The 19,223-nt window shown below is 54.2% G+C and carries 17 protein-coding genes; 6 read left to right on the forward strand and 11 right to left on the reverse strand.

Going from position 1 to position 19,223, the window contains the following annotated elements; translation table 11 throughout:
• Window positions 1–10 precede the first annotated feature (10 nt).
• The 5 genes from infB to pnp all read left to right on the forward strand — a co-directional run bounded on the left by infB (window position 11) and on the right by pnp (window position 6,663).
• Complete coding sequence (gene infB / locus Q354_RS0114920; protein ID WP_027858309.1) at window positions 11–2,542, forward strand: translation initiation factor IF-2; 2,532 nt, start codon at window positions 11–13, stop codon at window positions 2,540–2,542.
• 2 nt (window positions 2,543–2,544) lie between these two features.
• Window positions 2,545–2,946, forward strand: a complete 402-nt coding sequence (gene rbfA / locus Q354_RS0114925; protein ID WP_027858310.1) for a 30S ribosome-binding factor RbfA — start codon at window positions 2,545–2,547, stop codon at window positions 2,944–2,946.
• A gap of 32 nt (window positions 2,947–2,978) precedes the next feature.
• Complete coding sequence (truB, locus tag Q354_RS0114930; RefSeq protein WP_027858311.1) at window positions 2,979–3,920, forward strand: tRNA pseudouridine(55) synthase TruB; 942 nt, start codon at window positions 2,979–2,981, stop codon at window positions 3,918–3,920.
• Between the two features lie 122 nt (window positions 3,921–4,042).
• Window positions 4,043–4,312 carry a 30S ribosomal protein S15 gene (gene rpsO, locus Q354_RS0114935; RefSeq protein ID WP_027858312.1) on the forward strand — a complete coding sequence of 90 codons (270 nt, stop codon included), beginning with the start codon at window positions 4,043–4,045 and terminating at the stop codon, window positions 4,310–4,312.
• A 245-nt stretch (window positions 4,313–4,557) separates the two neighbouring features.
• Window positions 4,558–6,663, forward strand: coding sequence for a polyribonucleotide nucleotidyltransferase (gene pnp, locus Q354_RS0114940; RefSeq protein ID WP_156948372.1), 2,106 nt, complete (start codon window positions 4,558–4,560; stop codon window positions 6,661–6,663).
• A gap of 80 nt (window positions 6,664–6,743) precedes the next feature.
• Here the strand turns inward: pnp and Q354_RS0114945 are convergent, their stop codons facing one another.
• The 6 genes from Q354_RS0114945 to rsuA all read right to left on the reverse strand — a co-directional run bounded on the left by Q354_RS0114945 (window position 6,744) and on the right by rsuA (window position 12,261).
• Complete coding sequence (locus Q354_RS0114945; RefSeq protein WP_169828896.1) at window positions 6,744–8,636, reverse strand: putative bifunctional diguanylate cyclase/phosphodiesterase; 1,893 nt, start codon at window positions 8,634–8,636, stop codon at window positions 6,744–6,746.
• Window positions 8,637–8,676: 40 nt separating this feature from the next.
• Complete coding sequence (locus tag Q354_RS0114950) at window positions 8,677–9,186, reverse strand: hypothetical protein (protein WP_051560176.1); 510 nt, start codon at window positions 9,184–9,186, stop codon at window positions 8,677–8,679.
• Window positions 9,187–9,397: 211 nt separating this feature from the next.
• Window positions 9,398–9,586, reverse strand: a complete 189-nt coding sequence (locus Q354_RS0114955) for a hypothetical protein (protein ID WP_027858316.1) — start codon at window positions 9,584–9,586, stop codon at window positions 9,398–9,400.
• Between the two features lie 33 nt (window positions 9,587–9,619).
• The gene (locus Q354_RS0114960) at window positions 9,620–10,072 is read right to left on the reverse strand and encodes a hypothetical protein (protein WP_027858317.1); all 453 of its coding nucleotides are present in this window, start codon (window positions 10,070–10,072) and stop codon (window positions 9,620–9,622) included.
• A gap of 429 nt (window positions 10,073–10,501) precedes the next feature.
• Window positions 10,502–11,539, reverse strand: coding sequence for a methyltransferase (locus tag Q354_RS0114965; RefSeq protein ID WP_027858318.1), 1,038 nt, complete (start codon window positions 11,537–11,539; stop codon window positions 10,502–10,504).
• Window positions 11,536–12,261 carry a 16S rRNA pseudouridine(516) synthase RsuA gene (rsuA, locus tag Q354_RS0114970; protein WP_322786149.1) on the reverse strand — a complete coding sequence of 242 codons (726 nt, stop codon included), beginning with the start codon at window positions 12,259–12,261 and terminating at the stop codon, window positions 11,536–11,538. Before rsuA ends, Q354_RS0114965 begins: the two co-directional genes overlap by 4 nt.
• 190 nt (window positions 12,262–12,451) lie before the next feature.
• On the opposite strand from rsuA, the gene Q354_RS0114975 reads away from it, so the two are divergent.
• Window positions 12,452–13,288, forward strand: coding sequence for a 6-carboxytetrahydropterin synthase (locus tag Q354_RS0114975; protein WP_027858320.1), 837 nt, complete (start codon window positions 12,452–12,454; stop codon window positions 13,286–13,288).
• Window positions 13,289–13,363: 75 nt separating this feature from the next.
• Here Q354_RS0114975 and Q354_RS0114980 read toward each other — a convergent pair whose 3' ends face one another.
• The 5 genes from Q354_RS0114980 to pcnB all read right to left on the reverse strand — a co-directional run bounded on the left by Q354_RS0114980 (window position 13,364) and on the right by pcnB (window position 18,538).
• Entirely contained in the window at window positions 13,364–14,545 is a 1,182-nt protein-coding gene (locus tag Q354_RS0114980) for an acetyl-CoA C-acetyltransferase (RefSeq protein WP_027858321.1), read from the reverse strand.
• Between the two features lie 339 nt (window positions 14,546–14,884).
• The gene (panC, locus tag Q354_RS0114985) at window positions 14,885–15,742 is read right to left on the reverse strand and encodes a pantoate--beta-alanine ligase (RefSeq protein WP_027858322.1); all 858 of its coding nucleotides are present in this window, start codon (window positions 15,740–15,742) and stop codon (window positions 14,885–14,887) included.
• A 2-nt stretch (window positions 15,743–15,744) separates the two neighbouring features.
• Complete coding sequence (panB, locus tag Q354_RS0114990) at window positions 15,745–16,539, reverse strand: 3-methyl-2-oxobutanoate hydroxymethyltransferase (protein WP_027858323.1); 795 nt, start codon at window positions 16,537–16,539, stop codon at window positions 15,745–15,747.
• A gap of 39 nt (window positions 16,540–16,578) precedes the next feature.
• Entirely contained in the window at window positions 16,579–17,070 is a 492-nt protein-coding gene (gene folK / locus Q354_RS0114995; protein ID WP_027858324.1) for a 2-amino-4-hydroxy-6-hydroxymethyldihydropteridine diphosphokinase, read from the reverse strand.
• A complete protein-coding gene (pcnB, locus tag Q354_RS25960) occupies window positions 17,060–18,538 on the reverse strand; it encodes a polynucleotide adenylyltransferase PcnB (protein WP_084332621.1) in 1,479 nt (492 codons plus the stop codon). The genes folK and pcnB overlap by 11 nt, the downstream gene beginning before the upstream one ends.
• Window positions 18,539–19,223 lie beyond the last annotated feature (685 nt).

The raw sequence follows: 19,223 nt of genomic DNA on the forward strand, positions 1-19,223 counted from the left end.
GAGAACCAAAATGGCAGAAGTCACAGTAAAACAGCTTGCCGACGTGGTTGGTGTTTCCGTTGAGCGTTTGCTCACGCAGATGCAGGAAGCGGGTATCAATGGTAAAAATGAGGAGTCAGGTGTTTCTGAAAATGAACGCCAGGCCCTTCTCGCATTTTTGAAGCGTAGTCACGGTGAAGCTTCCGACGAAGGTGAACCGAAAAAGATTACGCTTAAACGTAAAACAACCTCCCAGCTGAAAGTGTCAGGCGCTTCCGGCAAGAAAAAAACGGTGAACGTTGAAGTACGTAAGACACGTACTTATGTGAAACGCGATGCTGCAGAAGATCAGCAAGCTGCCGAGCAGGCTAAACTGCAGGCAGAACGCGAAGAGCAACAGCGCCGTGAAGAGGAGGAACGTCGTATCGAAGAGGAGCGTCGTTTGGCCGCAGAGCAAGAGAAAGCTAAGCAGGAAGAAGAGCGCCGGAAGCAGGAACAAGCTAATGCAGCGGCTAAAGCTGCACAGGCGGAAGCCAGCAATAAGAAACCGGCAGCTGCGAAACCACAGCCGAAACCAGCCGCTGCCGCGCCAGCGAAAGAAGCTGCCCCTAAACAGTTCCGTGATGCGCCTAAACAGCCTGCGCGCGGTAACAAGGGTCGCAATGATCGTAACGCCCGTGGCGGTAAGCCAGGTGATGATCGCAACCGTCGTGGTGGTAAGCTGAGCCGTAACAAGAACGCACGTGGTAACTCACGTCCACAGCACCACACGGGTGAGCATGGCTTTAAAGAGCCTACTGCACCAATCGTGCATGAAGTTTCTATCCCTGAGAGCATCACCGTAGCAGAGCTGGCGAAGAAGATGTCCGTCAAAGCTGCTGAAGTCATCAAGGTGATGTTTAAGATGGGCGCGATGGCGACCATCAACCAGGTGATTGATCAGGACACCGCTATCCTGCTGGTCGAAGAGATGGGTCATAAGCCGAAGGCGCTGCAGGAAAATGCAGTGGAAGAGGCGCTGATCGAATCTATGCACCAGGCGGAAGGTGAGCAGATCTCCCGTGCACCGATCGTGACCGTCATGGGCCACGTTGACCACGGTAAGACCTCCCTGCTGGATTACATTCGTCGTACCCGTGTAGCTGCCGGAGAGTCCGGTGGTATTACCCAGCATATCGGTGCCTACCACGTAGAGACTGATAACGGCATGGTTACCTTCCTGGATACTCCGGGACACGCGGCCTTTACTGCGATGCGTGCACGTGGTGCCAAGCTGACTGATATCGTCATCCTGGTCGTTGCTGCCGACGATGGTGTTATGCCTCAGACTGAGGAAGCGGTACAGCATGCGAAAGCTGCGGGCGTTCCTCTGGTTATCGCGGTCAACAAAGTCGATAAAGAAGAAGCCGATCCGGATCGTGTGAAAAACGAACTGGCTCAGCGTGACGTTATCCCTGAAGAGTGGGGCGGTGACGTTCAGTTTGTACATGTGTCTGCTAAGACAGGTGAAGGTGTTGATGCGCTGCTGGAAGCGGTATTGCTGCAGGCTGAGATCCTTGAACTGACGGCCGTAAATGACGCGCCGGGACAGGGTGTTGTAGTTGAGTCCCGCCTGGATAAAGGTCGTGGCCCGGTAGCAACCCTGCTGGTACAGAGCGGTACCCTGCGTAAGGGCGATATCGTCCTGGCTGGTCTGCATTACGGTCGTATCCGTGCGATGCTGGACGAGAATGGTAAACCGGTTGATGAAGCCGGTCCTGCGATTCCTGTTGAGATCCTGGGTCTGGATGGTACGCCTTCAGCGGGTGATGAGTTCACTATGGTATCCAACGAGAAGAAGGCGCGTGAAGTTGCGCTGTTCCGTCAGGGTAAATACCGTGAAGTTAAGCTGGCACGTCAGCAGCAGGCTAAACTGGAGAACCTGTTCGCCAATATGCAGGCTGGCGACGTGAAGTCTCTGAATATCATCCTGAAAGCCGACGTGCGTGGTTCCCTGGAAGCACTGAGCACGGCGCTGGAAGATCTGTCTACCGAAGAAGTGAAGGTAAACATCGTGTCTTCCGGTGTGGGTGGTATCGCCGAAACCGATGCCAACCTGGCACTGGCATCTTCTGCCATCATGATCGGTTTCAACGTACGTGCTGATTCACAGGCGAAGGTTGTTATCGAGCGTGAAGAGATCGAGTTGCGCTACTACAGCGTTATCTACGACATCATTGACGATGTGAAACAGGCGATGGGCGGTCTGCTCTCTCCAGAATATCGTGAAGAGATTGTTGGTGTGGCTGAAGTGCGTGACGTCTTCCGTTCGCCGAAGATCGGTGCGGTTGCCGGCTGTATGGTTACTGAAGGCATTATGTACCGTAACAAGCGTATCCGTGTACTGCGTGACAACATCGTGATCTACGAAGGTGAGCTGGAATCCCTGCGTCGCTTTAAGGATGTTGTGAACGAAGTGCGTCAGGGCATGGAGTGCGGTATCGGCGTGAAGAACTACAATGACGTTAAAGTCGGTGACCAGATTGAGGTCTTCGACACCGTTGAAGTTCAGCGAACTCTGTAATCATGGCACGTGAATTTAGTCGTACACAACGTATAGCTGACCAGATCCAAAGGGATCTGGCTCAGCTGATCCAGTTCGAAATCAAGGATCCGCGTCTGGGCATGGTGACGGTAAGTCACGTGCGCGTCAGTCGCGATCTGGGATATGCGGACATCTTTGTTACCGTTATGCCTCTGGGCGAACAGGATGAGCAGGAGACGGTGAAAGCCTCCCTCAAAGTCCTGCGCAATGCTGCAGGTTTCCTGCGTGCAGAACTTTCTCGCCAGAGCAATATCCGTTCGATGCCGCACCTGCGCTTCCATTTCGATGAGAGTGTAGAGCGCGGACGTCACCTTCATGGCTTGATCGAAAAGGCTGTGCGGCTTGAAAATGACAAGCCGGGATCTGACGAAAACGAGGAATAACGGTGGCTGGTCGTCGTAGAGCTAAAGGCCGGATGGTTGATGGCATTCTGTTGCTGAATAAACCATCCGGTATCACTTCCAATGGTGCACTGCAGAGGGTTAAACGCCTCTTCGGTGCAGCCAAGGCGGGTCATACCGGTGCGCTGGATCCTCTGGCCACCGGCATGCTGCCTCTCTGTTTTGGTGAAGCTACCAAGTTCTCACAGTTTCTGCTGGATGCCGATAAGCGCTATCTGACCACCGCTAAACTGGGTATTCGTACCAATACCAGTGATGCGGACGGTGATGTGGTCGCTGAGGCTGAAGTGGGACCTGAGGTGACTGCCGAACGCATTGAAGCCCTGATCCGCGAACACTTTACCGGCGAGATCGAGCAGGTGCCGTCGATGTTCTCCGCGCTTAAATTCAACGGACAGCCGTTGTATAAGCTGGCGCGTAAGGGAATTGAAGTCGAGGTGAAGCCAAGGCAGGTAACGGTATTCGAGATTCATATGACCGCCTTTCGCGGTGATGAAGTCGATCTCGATATCCGCTGTTCTAAGGGCACTTATATCCGTTCGATTGTTGAGGATCTTGGCCTGCTACTGGGCTGTGGTGCACATGTCCAGATGTTGCATCGCCTGGACTCCGGTCCCTATAAAGCATCGATGATGATTGAGCTGGATCAACTTGAGCAGCTTGTGGCTGATCTGGGTGAAGATGCTGACAGAAACAGCATACAAGCCAGACTTGATCAGTTATTATTGCCAGCCTGGACCGCACTGGGCGAAACGCCAAGTATCGAGTTGCCTGAAATATTGGCTAAGCGGGTACTCAACGGCCAGAAAATAGCCCTGACTGATCAGGAACCGCAGCCTCTGGTGCGGATCTTTGAGGAAAACAGCGGCCGTTTTCTCGGTGTCGGCGAAATCGCCGAGGACCGCCGGCTGTTACCGAAGCGGTTAATGAATACTACAGATCAGCCGGCTGGCTGATCTGTACAGTTTGCAGCGGAGCTGATCCGTTGCATCGACGTTGTTCTGGAAATATGCCCGGTTCAACGCGTCTTTTAATCCGGCAGCGAAAGCTGCGTGCATATTGTTAAGGAGATTGAGAAATGGCTCTGTCTGCAGAAAAGAAAGCTGAGATTGTTAAAGATTTTGCTCGTGGCGAAGGCGACACTGGTTCCCCGGAAGTACAGGTTGCACTGCTGACCGCTAACATTGAAGGCCTGCAGGGTCACTTCAAAGCGAACAAACACGACCATCATTCTCGCCGCGGTCTGATCCGCATGGTAAACCAGCGTCGTAAGCTGCTGGACTACCTGAAAGGCAAAGATGCTGATCGTTACCTGGACCTGATCAAGCGTCTGGGTCTGCGTCGCTAAGCTGACTTTCTCTGAGGCCATACTTGTATGGCCTCAGTTTTATCTGCCTGAAGCAGTTCAGGTATAACGGGCTTTCCAGATACAGAGAGCAGATCATCCGGCCCGTACTCACTTGTGTTTTGTCAGAAGTCTCTTAGTAAGAGCACAACTGAGTACTGGTCCCAAGATGGCATGATCACCTCTGAGGTTACTAAACCCTTTGACTGGAAGCCGGATCTAATCAATTCGAAATCAGGAATTTTGTTATGCTGAATGCAATTACAAAAACCTTCCAGTTCGGTGGTCAGGAAGTCACCATCGAAACAGGCCGGGTTGCCCGTCAGGCAACCGGTGCCGCACTGGTTACCATGGGCGGCAACCAGGTGCTGTGTACCGTTGTTGGCGCTAAAGAAGCCAAAGAAGGTCAGGGCTTCTTCCCACTGTCCGTGCACTACCAGGAGAAATACTACGCTGTCGGTCGTATCCCGGGTGGTTTCTTCAAGCGTGAAGCACGTCCATCTGAGAAAGAGACACTGACCTCCCGTCTGATCGACCGTCCGATCCGTCCTCTGTTTCCGAAAGGTTACATGAATGAAGTTCAGGTCGTATGTACTGTGATGTCTGCGGACAAGCAGAACGATCCGGATATCGCTGCGATGATCGGTACCTCCGCTGCCCTGGCTATCTCCGGTATCCCGTTCCAGGGACCTATCGGTGCGGCACGTGTCGGCTTTACCGAAGAGCAGGGTTACGTGCTGAACCCTAGCTACGAGCAGCTGGCGACGTCTGAGCTGGACATGGTTGTCGCCGGTACCTCCGATGCTGTGCTGATGGTTGAGTCTGAAGCAAAAGAGCTGACCGAAGACGAAATGCTGGGTGCGGTACTGTTTGCGCATCAGGAGATGCAGGTTGTCATTAACGCTGTTAATGAACTGGCTGCTGAAGCTGGCAAAGATAAGTGGGAATGGCAGGCTGCTGAGAAAGATGCTGAGCTGATCGCCAAGGTTGAAGCTGAAGTGGGTGCAGGTATCGCCGAAGCCTATCAGATCGCCGACAAGATGCAGCGTCAGAACGCGCTGAACGATCTGCGTGCCAAAGCCGTTGAAGCTCTGTCTGGCGATGAAGAAGGCCAGGCTTGCGCTAAGGAAGTCTCCGCGATCGTCAGCTCTATCGAGAAATCCACCGTACGTATCCGTATCCTGGATGCTCAGCCACGTATCGACGGCCGTGACAACAAGACTGTACGTCCGATCCAGGTTGAGATTGATCAGCTGGTTGGTACTCATGGTTCTGCCCTGTTCACCCGTGGTGAAACTCAGGCAATCGCTACCTGTACGCTGGGTACGGCGCGTGATGCTCAGATCATCGATGCGATCGAAGGTGAGCGCAAAGACCCGTTCATGCTGCACTACAACTTCCCTCCTTACTCTGTAGGTGAGTGTGGCCGTATGATGGGTGCCGGTCGTCGTGAGATCGGTCATGGCCGTCTGGCACGCCGCGGTGTTGCTGCAGTACTGCCAACACAGGAAGAGTTCCCTTACACCATCCGTATCGTATCTGAGATCACTGAGTCCAACGGTTCCAGCTCCATGGCTTCCGTTTGTGGTGCTTCCCTGGCGATGATGGATGCCGGTGTACCGCTGAAAGCGCCGGTAGCCGGTATCGCAATGGGTCTGGTTAAGGAAGGTGAGCGTTTCGCCGTTCTGACGGATATCCTGGGTGATGAAGACCACTTGGGCGACATGGACTTTAAAGTAGCCGGTACCGAGCAGGGCGTTACAGCACTGCAGATGGATATCAAGATCACCGGTATCACTGAAGAGATCATGGAGATTGCGCTGGAGCAGGCGCTGCATGCCCGTAAGCACATCCTGCAAGAGATGGCGAAAGTCATCGGCTACGCTCGTCCTGAGCTGCCTGATAACGCTCCGGCGATGACTCAGCTGAAGATCAACCCTGAGAAGATCCGTGACCTGATCGGTAAGGGCGGTGCGACTATCCGTGCACTGACCGAAGAGACCGGCGCATCTATCGATATCGAAGATGACGGTACAGTCCGTATCTACGCCGAGACCAAAGCAGCTGCTAAAGCGGCGATCGATCGTGTGACTGCAATCACTGCAGAAGCAGAAGTGGGCCAGGTTTACGAAGGTAAGGTTGTACGTATCGAAGATTTCGGTGCTTTCGTGAACATCCTGCCGGGTAAGGATGGTCTGGTTCACATCTCTCAGATCGCTAACAAGCGTGTTGAGAAAGTCACTGACTACGTGAACATGGATGATATCGTTAAGGTTAAGGTACTGGACGTTGATATGCGTGGCCGTATCAAACTGTCTATGCGCGATCTTGAAGCGGACGATGCTGTTAGCTGATCCGCAACACTGACGCCGTAACTGAAAAGCCCTCTGACGAGGGCTTTTTTGTGTCTGTCCGATCCTGCTTAGTGCCGTCGTTATGATTCGAGTATGCCGGCTTGCTGTTCCAGCAGAGCGGTAATCTGTTCGGCAGATACCGGGCGGGAAAAGTAGAAACCCTGGCCCAGCTCACAGCCCTCTTTACGCAACAGCTCCTTATCTTCAGCGGTCTCGATTCCTTCGGCCACGATGACCAGGTTCAGTGTCTTACCGAGCTGAATGATAGCCCTTAGAACCGAAAGGTCCTCCTGGCGCAGGCTCCAGGCCAGGATAAAGGAGCGGTCGATCTTGAGTACGTTCACCGGCAACTGGCTGAGGTGTGACAGCGAGGAGTGTCCGGTACCGAAGTCATCCATGGCCACCTGGATACCCAGCGATCCCAGTTTCTGCAATATCCGTGAACTGTAACCGAGGTCTTGCATGGTAGTGTCTTCGGTGACCTCAAGCATCAGCTTTGAAGCAGGGATATTGTGCTCAGCGAGCAGGCTCGAGATCTCGCTTTCCAGATTGCCACAACGGTACATGCCGGGGGATATATTGACCGATATTCTGAAATCCGTATCACCGCAGTGACGATGCCACTCGGCGAGCTGCCGGCAGGCGCTGTGGAGAATCCATTTACCCAGATTGTCTGCCAGCCCATAGTGTTCGGCAATCTCTATCGCTTCCTGAGGGGGAATCGCACCCAGTTCTGGATGTTGCCAGCGTAACAGGGCCTCCGTAGCAACGATCTGTTCGCTGGCCAGGTCGACAACCGGTTGATAGGCCAGTCTGAGCTGACTTTCCGGGCCTGTGCTGAGCAGGCTGCGTAGGTCGTGACCCAACTGCTTGCGGCGTTGCTGAATTGATAGTAATTCATCGTCGTAGAAGTTGGAGCTGCCCAGCTTCTGCTGTTTGGCCTGGTACATCGCCATATCGGCATTGATCAACAGCTGTTGTGCTTGCTGACTGTGTTCCGGGTAAAGGCTGATGCCAATGCTCGCTGAGGGGGTGCAGCGGCCATCACTCAGCATCATCTCCTGGCCGAGTGTTGCTGACAGGCGGCTGGCAAAGCCGGCTACTTCTTCGCGGTTATTGACCGGATACTGCACAATCGCAAATTCGTCGCCGCCCAGCCTTGCGGTCAGGTCACTGTCCCGGGTGATCGTATTGAGCCTGTCTGCGATGCCCTGCAGTAGCTGATCACCGGCATTGTGGCCAAGGGTATCATTGACCGCTTTGAAATCGTTAAGGTCGATAAGCAATACCGCGGCACAGCGGTTTTCTCTTCTGGCTAAGGCAATGACCCGGTTGAGGTGGGCCACGAAGTGGGCCCGGTTTGGCAGGGTCGTCAGGCTGTCGTGGAGGGCGTTATGCTGACTGCGACGGCCTTCACGAACCAGCAGGAATACCAGAATCGAACCGCTGAAAAACAAGCCGGCCATATAGAGCCCGAAGGTTCTGAAAGCCTCGGAGACCAGGTCCAGTCCATATAACTGATCGCGGTCCATAAAGTTAACCAGCGCGATATTATGCAGCTGTTGCTGATAGTGGCTAAACCGCTGCATTAATTTCCTGGCTGCGGGATCCTGATAGGCGGCCAGGTTGTAGTGGATATCCTCGGTTGCCTTGAGTTCGGAAAAGAGACTGTGGATCACCTCTTCGGTATCTTTCAGTTCGCGCAGCTCGATCGCTTCATCCGAAGAAAGGACAATGTCCAGCCGGTTCCAGAGGATCTCGTACGAGACAATCAGGTCATCCCGATTAATAGTACCGGCACTATAAAGTGAAAGGTTGAGCCAGTAGTCGGCATACTCTCTTTCCAGCTGGCCGACTGCCCAGATAGTCAGTGGCAGACTACGGGAAACAAGCTTCGAGGTTTTCTGCAGGCTATACAGACTGAAGGCAGCGCTGAGGGTGAACAGGATGATCGCTGCGATCAGTAGCAGCATTTTCCGGTTCAGGATCCAGCGATATCCCGGGGTCATAAGCCTACTGCGCAGAGATGCTGCGTAGTTGCCAGATCATCTGCTGATGTACGTCGGGCTTATCCAGTCCCGGGACTGTGTCCAGTGGAAACATCAGCCAGATAGGTCCTTTGTTGCGAATGCGCATTTTCTTTCCGTCCTGACGAATCGCCAGAATTGCCTGCTTCAGCTCCGATCCGCTGAGAGTCACGCTGTACTTATTCAGCGCCGTGGCGGTGAGCTGTTTATTAGCGATACCGGCATGTTCTAATACTGTCAGGAGCCGAGGGCCGCGGTACTCGTGGGGGTGCTTTGTATAAGGCGTATTGGTGACAAAGCTGTGCTGGGGGAATTGCTCCAGCATCTCAAAGTCGAAGTGCAGACCGCCATCTGTGCGGTTACTTTGTTGTACTGCGCCTGTCAGGCTGAGAATGATGTGTCCTTGCGGGTGGCCGGCAGTATCGGCAATAGAGGCGTGGCAATATAGTGACGCCAGCAGCGCAAGGCTGGACCAGGATCGCAGATTCCATATCATTCCCTGACTCCTTTGGTTCGAAATGACCGCTTTGGGGCGGGCTTTCAAGCGGCTGCGCAGCCTGGCTCTTAGCTAGTCAGCCTGGCTGTCTCTACGCATACTGAAGCTCAGTATAGATCAAAATTTTAAAGCCAATGAGGCGAGGGAAGCACAGGCAGCTATGCACTGCCTGAGTGATCAATCGAATGGTTTAACCAGGCCTGAGACCGGGTCAGATACTTTTGGCCTGCTGGATGCAGTAGATACGGAAGCCGAAGATGTTATACAGGCAGGCTAAGAGGCCAAACGTAATATTGATCAGCATATTGCTCAGAGGTGAGAGTAATCCTGCCGCTTCAAGTAGCTGCTCCAGCAGGTATTCCGTGCCCATCAGGGTCAGAAACAGAATCCCCAGCCCCATAATCAGCGTCCGGAAGTGATCGGCAGTATCCTTTCAGCTTTGGCGGATGGCGTCCATAGCCGGTTGCTTCTGTAACACGCAGATGTAGTCGGCAAAGCTGAGGCGAATGGTGAGGTAAATCCCCGGGATAATAAACAGCATCAGTCCGCCAAAGGTGATCAGTGCGACACTGAGATAGGTCAGGAGCAGAGGGCGCCAGCGACTCAGGCTCTGTATCAGGGCCGTCGTGACGCTGATGGGCTGATCTGCTACCACGGAAGCGAAGTAAAAGATCGTCGCTCCCCAATAGACGGGAAGTAGGGTGAGGTTCAGCAGCATCAATACCGCCAGGCTGTTGCCCGATGCAGGTAAGTCCGGCGCGCTGGTGGATTCGACCCACAATGTCGCCAGATTGATCAGTAGCAGAAAAGGTAGCTGGATCTTGATAATTGCCAACAAGTGCTGGCGAAAGAAGAACAGGCTCTGGCGCAGATAATTCAGAGGCATGCGATTCCTTGCAGATTACAATTTGAAGTCGGGACTCTTGAGCCTACTAGCCTAACTTCTTCCTGTTGCAAGGCAAGCTTTTATCGGGAGCGGGGTTGTGGTTCTGCTTTCTGATCAGGTTTGTGCAGACTTTCGCTGCCGCAATCACGGCAAGTGTATTTCTTTGAGGTAGGCCAGAGCAGACGGGTTACCAGGCGGCGCTTTACGCGCTGCATAGAGCCGGAACCACAATGAGGGCACTGGGCGGGCATGCAAACTACTCCTGATGGGACTTTAGTATATAAACTAAACGAATGGTAATTCAATTAGTGGTTATAAAAACATCAGTCGTAGTTCTTATTTTTTATAAACGGTGTCTGCTTTGCGAAAACATCCCCGATAGTCGGCTACCGGGGAGTCATTATCGTCTGTCTGCGGGGATGTGCGGGGCTATTTTGGATGGCTCAGGCGAATCAGCTTAAAGTTACTGTTGGCTGCGATCGGTTCAACCTGATGAAACCAGTTCAGGGCTTTGCGCTCCAGCGGAATATGCAGGTTCACGACAAAGCATGCAGTACCTTTAGCGCTCAGATGCTGACGGGTAGACTGAAGAAAGCGATCGGTCAGGTCACCTTCAACGCCGAAACCGGCATGAAACGGTGGATTGCACAGGATCAGATCGAATTTTTCCTGGATCTCTTCCGCGCAGTCAGCGGCGATCACTTTTCCATTGACGGGATAACGTTCAAAGTTGCGCTGGCAGGCCGCCACAGCCGCGGCATTGTTATCCGTAGCAGTAACAGGGACATTCAGGTGTGCGGCATTCAGCGACAGGTAGCCATAGCCACAGCCTAGGTCGAGGATGTTTTTCGGCGTGTCGGGCATCATCATCAGAAAACTGTCCAGATGTTCGATCAGGTAAGCGCTGCCTTTATCGACCTTATTCCAGCCAAAGACCCCGGGCTTGCTCCAGTAGTGGTAATTGTCATCGGCAACGGTTTCCCTTAGCTTTGGATACTGCTGTGTATCCAGCAGAGGACCCTGACTGTCAGTACGATTGAAGATGCCCAGCCAGGTGTCTTTATCCGCTTTTTCGATATCGCCATCGCCGAACAGTTTCCGGGTTTTATCGAAATAAGTTTTGATACCCTCCCCCTTGTCACCGGCCAGCCAGAGCTGGCCGCCGGGCTGCAGGATGCGAAAGGCCTCGTTAATGACGTGATGCACCACCGGTTTTTCTTTTGAGACTCGATAAACCACCCGGTCATGACTGGAATCTGTCATCTGGCTGAAATCAAAGTCGCTGTACTCGCTCTGCCAGCCCTGCGTCAGCAGATGCTGGTGGAGGTCCCAGCGATTGCTGATAGCATGGAAATCCGGGTTTGCAGCAATCTGGCTGCTCAGCAGGTTTTCATCCGCTATCCAGAGTCCCCTTTTGCAGCCACTTTGCAGTGTGCTCTGCAGTAACTGGAACGCACGGTCGCTCATTGTACGCTCTCCACCTCGGCGTCGCTGAGGAAGCGGTATTCTCCCGGCTCAAGCATTTCATCCAGCTCAATCGCGCCGACACTTTCCCGGTGTAAGCCGACTACACGGTTACCTATCGCAGCAAACATTCGCTTCACCTGGTGATAGCGACCTTCGGTCAGGGTGACCAGCGCTTCATGTTCTGAGAGGATCTCAAGTCTTGCGGGCTTGGTGCGAAAGCGCTCACTGGCCAGCATCAGCCCGGTTTCGAACTGCTCAATAGCTTCCTGGGGAATCGGGTCTGCTGTCTCGACACGATAGACCTTGCCGGTTTTGTGCTTGGGCGAGGTGATGCGGTGTGCCCATTTTCCGTTGCTGGTCAGCAGCACCAGTCCGGTGGTATCCACATCCAGCCGGCCACAGATATGCAGTTCATCGGCGCGGGGTAGCTCAATCAGGCTGACGACCGTAGGGTGGGTGCCATCGTCATTAGAGCAAACAAAGCCTTCGGGCTTATACAGCATGATGTATTTGTCACCCGGAGGCTCAACCGGATAGCCCTCCATCAGCACATGGGCATCGGCTGCAACATGCAGTGAAGCATCTTTTGTCACTTCACCGTCGACACTGATCATGCCTTTGTGCAGCATCTTTTTGACTTCTTTACGGGAAAACCCGGTGCTTTGGGATAGGTATTTGTCGAGGCGCATCTTCAACCGGAACCAGAGATAGAAAAGCGCCATTATAACAGCCCGCTGTGGCTTATTCCGGCGAAACAGGAGGATTTTCGGCTGCCCGGGCCTTGCCGGAACCAGGCCCCATGATCGAGACTTAAACCTGAGGTAATTTGTCGGGTATAGGGCGCCCTGTACTGTTAATGCCCTACTTGTATGGGGTAACATACGCGGTCATTACAACCTTGGTGGTAGCTACGTGAAACTGTTCGTCGATAACCTCACAAATGTTGATTTCTCCTACCTGCACCCGCAGCGGGGACTGGTCGGTGAGTCCTGGTTAGTACAGCTGGAGCTGGATGGCTCACTGAACGATCAGGGAATGATTTGTGATTTTGGTATTGTTAAAAAAGCGGTCAAGGACTGGTTTGATACCTATATCGACCACACGCTGGTGGTACCGACCGGCATGTCCAGACTCAGTTATCGTCAGGCGGGCGGTTATACCGAAGTGGAGTGGCTTTATCCCGATGGTCAGGCGCTGAGCTGCAATGCTCCTGAGCAGGCGATCGCCCTGGTAGGGGTTCCGGATATTACAGAGGCAACGCTGGCGGACTGGTGTCATGAACAACTGCTGCAGCTGTTTCCGCAACAGGTTGAAGGATTGAAGATCAGTTTTAAGCCGGAAGCGATCGACGGGGCTTTCTATCATTACAGCCACGGCTTGCAGCAGCATGATGGAAACTGTCAGCGCATCGCTCACGGTCACCGCTCGCGGATTGAAATATTCCTCGATGGCGAGCGGGATTCGGTACTGGAAGATATCTGGGCAAAGCGTTTCCGCGATATCTATATTGGTACCGAGTCACACCTTATAGCCCGGGAAGAGGGCATGCATCACTACCGTTACCAGGCGCCGCAGGGGGACTTCCGCCTCAGTCTGCCGGAGCGCTACTGTTACCTGATGGATACCGAGACGACGGTCGAGCTGATCGCCTGCCATCTGGCTGCACAGATCAAGCAGGAATTCCCGGACGATGAGGTGACGGTACGTGCTTTTGAAGGTGTTGCGAAGGGAGCCATCGCCACAGCCTGACAATGACAGTAGCGTCAGATACAAAAAAACCGCAGTGAGACACACTGCGGTTTTTTATGCCCGTAAGATGGACTATCAGTCGCGTTCTACCGCCAGCGCAGTACCCATACCGCCACCGATGCAGAGTGTTGCCAGGCCTTTCTTGGCATCACGTTTCACCATCTCATGTACCAGAGATACCAGAACACGGCAGCCGGAGGCGCCGATCGGATGGCCCAGGGCGATAGCGCCACCGTTGACGTTGACGATGTCGGTGTTCCAGCCCAGTTCCTGATTCACAGACATGGCCTGAGCCGCAAAGGCTTCGTTAGCTTCAACCAGTTCCAGCTCATTGATCGACCAGCCCGCCTTTTCCAGCGCCTTGGTGGTCGCACAGATCGGGCCTGTGCCCATAATGGCAGGATCGACACCGGCAGAGGCGTAAGACTTGATGCGGGCCAGAACCGGCAGTCCCAGCTCAGCCGCTTTTTCAGCAGAGCAGAGAATCACTGCCGCTGCGCCGTCGTTGATGGTGGAAGCGTTACCGGCGGTAACGGAACCGTCCTTTTTAAAGGCCGGGCGCAGTTTCGCCAGGGCTTCTGCAGTGCAACCGAAGCGAGGCTGTTCATCGGTATCGAAGACAACCGGGTCACCCCGACGCTGCGGGATGGAAACCGGGATGATCTCATCTTTGAAGCGACCTGAAGTAACGGCCGCTTCGGCTTTGTTCTGGGAAGCGCTGGCAAAAGTGTCCTGCTCTTCGCGAGAGAAGCCGTACTTTTCAACGATATTCTCGGTGGTGATACCCATATGATAATCGTTAAAGGCGTCCCAGAGGCCGTCTTTAATCATCGTATCGACCATCTTCCAGTCACCCATACGGGCGCCGTTACGGGAGTTAGGGACTACATGAGGAGATGCGCTCATGTTTTCCTGGCCACCGGCAATGATCACATCAGCGTCGCCGCAGCGGATCGCCTGTGTTGCCAGCTGCAATGCCTTCAGGCCAGAGCCGCATACTTTATTGATCGTCAGTGCCGGAACTTCCTGAGGAATGCCCGCGTTGATCAGCGCCTGACGGGCCGGGTTCTGGCCGGTACCTGTTGTCAGTACCTGTCCCAGAATAACTTCGTCTACTTCTGCCGGATTCAGGTCGACCTTTTCCAGCAGGGATTTGATAACGGTCGCGCCCAGATCTGAAGCTTTTACACTTGCCAGAGAACCACCAAAGGATCCGATGGCAGTCCGGCCAGCGGCAACAATAACAACGTCACGCATATAAATCCCTCTCTCACACAAACGGTTATTTTTAGAGTGATGGTAGTTAAGCCAGATGACTCTGATGTTTCATTTGCTCGAAAGACCGGCCGGCTTAGCTAACATGAGGACAATTGTGCAGTGCAGCAATTGAGTTCTTGAGTCTGCGCTAAGCAGCTGGATCTTGTCAAGGCAGATAGCCCTGCATTGAAGTGATCAGTAAGTAATCAGCTTAATGATCATAACGGCTCTAACGTGCTAATAGAAGGGCTGTGTAGTAGTGGTATCGGGGAGAAATGAGTGAGGAGAGTTTTGGCAGGTGCCGGGAGCGGGCCCCGCCCGGAAGGCGGGGCTGCAAATTCAGGCTGCAGGAATGTCGATTTCCTGGTTATCGATCAGGCGGGCCTTACCCAGGTAGGCCGCGGCCAGAATCACGATCTCTGCATCGGCTGCGGTTGCTTTCTGAAGATCATTCCGGCGCACTATATTGAAGTAGTCCCGACTGAACCCCGCTTGCTCCAGCGACTGCTGTGCATCCTCGGCGAGCTGGTCGTAGTCACGACGTCCCTGCAGGATGGCGCTTCGTGCCTCCCGCAGAGCGCGATTCAGGGCCGGGGCGATCTCCAGTTCTTCCGCTGTGAGGTAGCCATTACGGGAGCTGAGAGCCAGCTGGCGATCATCCCGTGCAATAGGAGCGCCCTGAATCTCTACCGGAAGGTAGAGGTCCTCGGCCATCTTGCGAATGACCAGCAACTGCTGGAAATCTTTTTCGCCAAAGATCGCCACATCCGGCTGAACGATACCGAACAGCTTGCAGACCACCGTGGTGACACCCTGAAAATGCCCGGGCCTGCTGGCGCCGCAGTGCATAGCGGATATCGTTGGCACGTAGACCTGGCATTGCCCCTCCCGGCCCTGCGGGTACATCTCGGTATCGCTGGGCGCGAACACATAGTGGCAGCCGCGGGAAGCAAGTTTAGCTTCATCGTTTGCCAGCGTGCGTGGGTAGGCATCGAGGTCTTCGTTTTCGCCAAACTGCAGCGGGTTTACGAAGATACTGGTGACAACAATGTCGGCATTGTCGCGTGCCTGATCAACCAGGCGCAGGTGGCCTTCATGCAGGTTCCCCATGGTCGGGACCAGTGCAACACGTTTTCCGGCAGCGCGCTCAGCGTCCAGTTGCTGGCGCAGTTCGGTAATAGAGTGGATGGTTTTCATAATCATTCGAATTCGTGCTCGGCAGCCGGAAAGCTGCCGTCCTTGACGGCGCCGGCGTAAGCGCTGATTGCTTCCTGAATGGAGCCAGCGCCGGCCATAAAGTTCTTCACAAAGCGAGGCTGTCGGCCTGAGCTGATTCCCAGCATATCGTGGATAACCAGGACCTGGGCATCAGTCTGGCTACCGGCCCCGATACCGACGACAGGAATGTCCACGGCGGCTGTCAGCTGGGCGGCCAGTTTAGCCGGGACACATTCCAGCAACAGCATGCTGGCACCGGCATCCTGCAGGGCTTTGGCATCTTGCAGAATCTGCCGGGCGGATTCATCGTCCCGTCCCTGGATACGGTAGCCTCCCAGTTTATTCACCGCCTGTGGCGTCAGGCCAAGGTGGGCGCATACCGGAATGCCACGCTCTGCTAGCAGGGTGATTGTTTCTGCCAGCCAGGCGCCGCCTTCGAGCTTGAGGATATGAGCGCCCGCCTGCATCAGGCGGGCAGCGTTGTCCATCGCCACGTCGAGGGTGGCATAACTCATAAATGGCATATCCGCCATGACCATGGCGCCATTAGCGCCACGGGCGACGGCCCGGGTGTGGTAGACCATTTCTTCGACGGTGACCGGGAGTGTGCTGTCGTTGCCTTGCAATACCATGCCAAGGGAATCTCCGACCAGCAGAACTTCAACCCCGGCATCGCTACAGCGGTTCGCCAGGCAGGCGTCATATGCAGTAAGCACGGCAAACTTCTCACCCTGACGTTTAAGGGCGGAAAGATGGTGTAGGGTAATGTTTTTCATGTGACCGGATTAGCTTAGTTGTTATTAGTATTGAGCGGATTATATACAGATCCGTTCCAGAGTACCCAGAGGGTTTACAACTAATAGATCAGATAAGCGGCTGCCATCGGGCAAAACCAGCCCGGGAGAGATCTCGGAAAGCGGCCAGAGCACGAAGCTGCGCTCCTGCATAAATGGATGCGGGACGCTGAGGCGCTCGGTCGCGATATGCTCGTCGCCATACAGCAGCAGATCCAGATCGAGGGTGCGTGGGCCCCAGTGCTGTTTGCGAACCCGGCGGTGACTCTGTTCCAGTTGCTGTAGCTGATCCAACAGCTGGTGGGCTTCCAGGGTGGTCCTTAGCAGCGCTACGGCATTGATGAAGTCCGGTTGGTCCTGCGGACCGACCGGATCGGAGCGGTAGAGGCTGGAGGCCTGTAACAGCGTTGTCTGAGGTATCAGGTCCAGCTCCGCCAGTGCGGTCGTAACCTGCTGGCGGGGATCTTCAAGGTTGCTGCCCAGGCCGATGTAACAGAGGATCTCAGGACTCATTGTTACCGGTCCGGGCTTTATTGTTGTAGCGACGGCGACGGCGTGGCTTCCGGCGCTCGCCTTCCTGACTGCCGCTTTCGTTGTCCAGAGAGCTGCGCTGATCGCTATTGGCATTCTGGTAGTCAGTCCACCAGCGCCCCAGTCCATTCAGCTCTTCTCCGGCCTGTTCGCGCAACAGCAGCAGGTCATAGGCGGCACGGAAACGCGGGTGCTCCATCAGACGCTCGGCACGTTTGCCATGGCGACGTGGCAGTCGTAACTGCAGTTCCCAGATCTCACGGATCGGGGTGGAGAAGCGGCGTGGAATCGCAGTGCTCTTAACCTGCCGGGCAATCACTTCATTGGCTGCCTCATGCATGGCCGGCACCGGAGGCATGCCCTGTTCATCCATCAGCTGCTGCATGCGGCGCTGGGTTGGGTACCAGAGCAGTGCGGCGAACAGGAATGAGGGGGTTACGCTCTTGCGCTGGTTGAGACGCCGGTCGGTATTGCGGAAAGCCGCCGTAATCAGTGCTTCTACCGGAAGCTCCGGAGCCTGCTCGATGGTGGCCTGAGTCTGGCCAAACAACTGGCGGAACAGATCATATCGCTGCAGCTGAGTGTAGGAGTTCATGGCATGTCCGGACTGGAACAGCTTAAGAACTTCATCAAACAGGCGAGCGGCTGCGATATGACCCAGCAAAGGGGCCAGTTCGCGAATCGGCGCTGCGGTAGCCGGCTCGATGTCAAACTCCAGTTTGGCGGCAAAACGCGCGGCGCGCAGCATCCGCACCGGATCTTCCCGATAGCGGGCGTCCGGATCACCGATCATACGCAGGATACGCTGCTGCATATCCTGATAGCCGCCAGTGAAGTCATGCACACTGTGATCTTTGATGCAGTAGTAGAGGGCATTGACTGTGAAGTCTCGGCGTCGTGCGTCTTCCTCAATCGAGCCATAAACGTTGTCACGCAGGATCAGTCCGGACTCAGACTGTCGTCCCAGCTCACCGTCATTATTCTCGCTGCTGGAGTCATGGCCGGCGCGGAAGGTGGCAACCTCGATCAGTTCGCGGCCAAAGCGGACGTGTAACAGTTTGAAGCGTCGGCCTATCAGGCGTGAGCGACGAAACAACTCATGTGCCTGTTCCGGCTCAGCGTCGGTAGTGACGTCAAAATCCTTAGGGCGTTTACCCATAAGCAGGTCGCGGATACAGCCGCCTACCAGATAGCCTTCGTAACCGGAATCGACCAGGCGATAGACAACCTTAAGCGCATTGTCATCAAGGCGCTGGCGCTTAATACCATGTTCCGCTTCAGGAATAATCCGACGGCGGGGTAAGGAGGAACCCGGTGCTTCCTTTGTTGTTAGCATTGCATCTGCCTTGTTGGCAGTTGCCACAATATCAGTGTCAGAGTCATTTTCAGCGCGGGCTGAAAAGATCGAACGGATACCGTTACCGATAGTAGAGAACAGGCTTTTTCCCATAGGATTTGAATCTGGATTCACCCTGAAAATTGAAGTCGCGAATCATATCACTGTTGACTCTTTAGTATAAGTGCAGTGAACAAAAGTTGATCAGCGAATGAAATGCGTATTAGGGAGCGGGAAGGGATGGGAAGCTGATCGCCTGCAGGTTATCGCGTTGTATAACCGCCAGCTATAGGAAGGGAGTTACGGGATGACTCCACGACCAGCTTTTAAGCCTCATTTTTATTTTTATTACGGGCAGAAGACTTTTCCACACGCTACCTGTTTTTATTTTTATTGATGGTGCACGCTTCTAAGCATGTTTTCCTTGTTGTTGTGGGTTGTATAAAGCGGGAACTGTGCCATGATTATTAACTATTTGATTTATATTGATTTTGTTTTTTATGGGCTTCTTTTCTGAGCCTTCGATGCGGGCTTTGTTACCCCTGTTCCCAGAAAGGTTACTTCTTTGTGGGTAATGCAGTAACGCCTTCTGCATAGCTGCAGGCGACTATTCGGGGTAGGTGAGGGGGCATTGTGCTCTGCGGGAGCCAGTTGATCCTGGATATGATCGAGGTGAGCCTTAAGGTTATTACAGCCAGTTATGGTTGCAGATGCAGGTTCGGTGAAGTCGATACTGTCAAAAGCAGGAAGCAGGAAGCAGGAAGCAGGAAGCAGGAAGCAGGAAGCAGGAAGCAGGAAG

The organism is Marinobacterium jannaschii DSM 6295, from assembly GCF_000620085.1.
Classification (GTDB): Bacteria; Pseudomonadota; Gammaproteobacteria; order Pseudomonadales; family Balneatricaceae; genus Pontibacterium; species Pontibacterium jannaschii.

Excerpts from the sequence above, each read along its gene's own strand:
- infB (WP_027858309.1), top strand. The coding sequence starts at position 11 with ATGGCAGAAGTCACAGTAAAACAGCTTGCCGACGTGGTTGGTGTTTCC.
- rbfA (WP_027858310.1), top strand. The coding sequence starts at position 2,545 with ATGGCACGTGAATTTAGTCGTACACAACGTATAGCTGACCAGATCCAA.
- truB (WP_027858311.1), top strand. The coding sequence starts at position 2,979 with ATGGTTGATGGCATTCTGTTGCTGAATAAACCATCCGGTATCACTTCC.
- rpsO (WP_027858312.1), top strand. The coding sequence starts at position 4,043 with ATGGCTCTGTCTGCAGAAAAGAAAGCTGAGATTGTTAAAGATTTTGCT.
- pnp (WP_156948372.1), top strand. The coding sequence starts at position 4,558 with ATGCTGAATGCAATTACAAAAACCTTCCAGTTCGGTGGTCAGGAAGTC.
- Q354_RS0114945 (WP_169828896.1), bottom strand. The coding sequence starts at position 8,636 with ATGCTGCTACTGATCGCAGCGATCATCCTGTTCACCCTCAGCGCTGCC.
- Q354_RS0114950 (WP_051560176.1), bottom strand. The coding sequence starts at position 9,186 with ATGATATGGAATCTGCGATCCTGGTCCAGCCTTGCGCTGCTGGCGTCA.
- Q354_RS0114955 (WP_027858316.1), bottom strand. The coding sequence starts at position 9,586 with ATGGGGCTGGGGATTCTGTTTCTGACCCTGATGGGCACGGAATACCTG.
- Q354_RS0114960 (WP_027858317.1), bottom strand. The coding sequence starts at position 10,072 with ATGCCTCTGAATTATCTGCGCCAGAGCCTGTTCTTCTTTCGCCAGCAC.
- Q354_RS0114965 (WP_027858318.1), bottom strand. The coding sequence starts at position 11,539 with ATGAGCGACCGTGCGTTCCAGTTACTGCAGAGCACACTGCAAAGTGGC.
- rsuA (WP_322786149.1), bottom strand. The coding sequence starts at position 12,261 with ATGGCGCTTTTCTATCTCTGGTTCCGGTTGAAGATGCGCCTCGACAAA.
- Q354_RS0114980 (WP_027858321.1), bottom strand. The coding sequence starts at position 14,545 with ATGCGTGACGTTGTTATTGTTGCCGCTGGCCGGACTGCCATCGGATCC.
- panC (WP_027858322.1), bottom strand. The coding sequence starts at position 15,742 with ATGAAAACCATCCACTCTATTACCGAACTGCGCCAGCAACTGGACGCT.
- panB (WP_027858323.1), bottom strand. The coding sequence starts at position 16,539 with ATGAAAAACATTACCCTACACCATCTTTCCGCCCTTAAACGTCAGGGT.
- folK (WP_027858324.1), bottom strand. The coding sequence starts at position 17,070 with ATGAGTCCTGAGATCCTCTGTTACATCGGCCTGGGCAGCAACCTTGAA.
- pcnB (WP_084332621.1), bottom strand. The coding sequence starts at position 18,538 with ATGGGAAAAAGCCTGTTCTCTACTATCGGTAACGGTATCCGTTCGATC.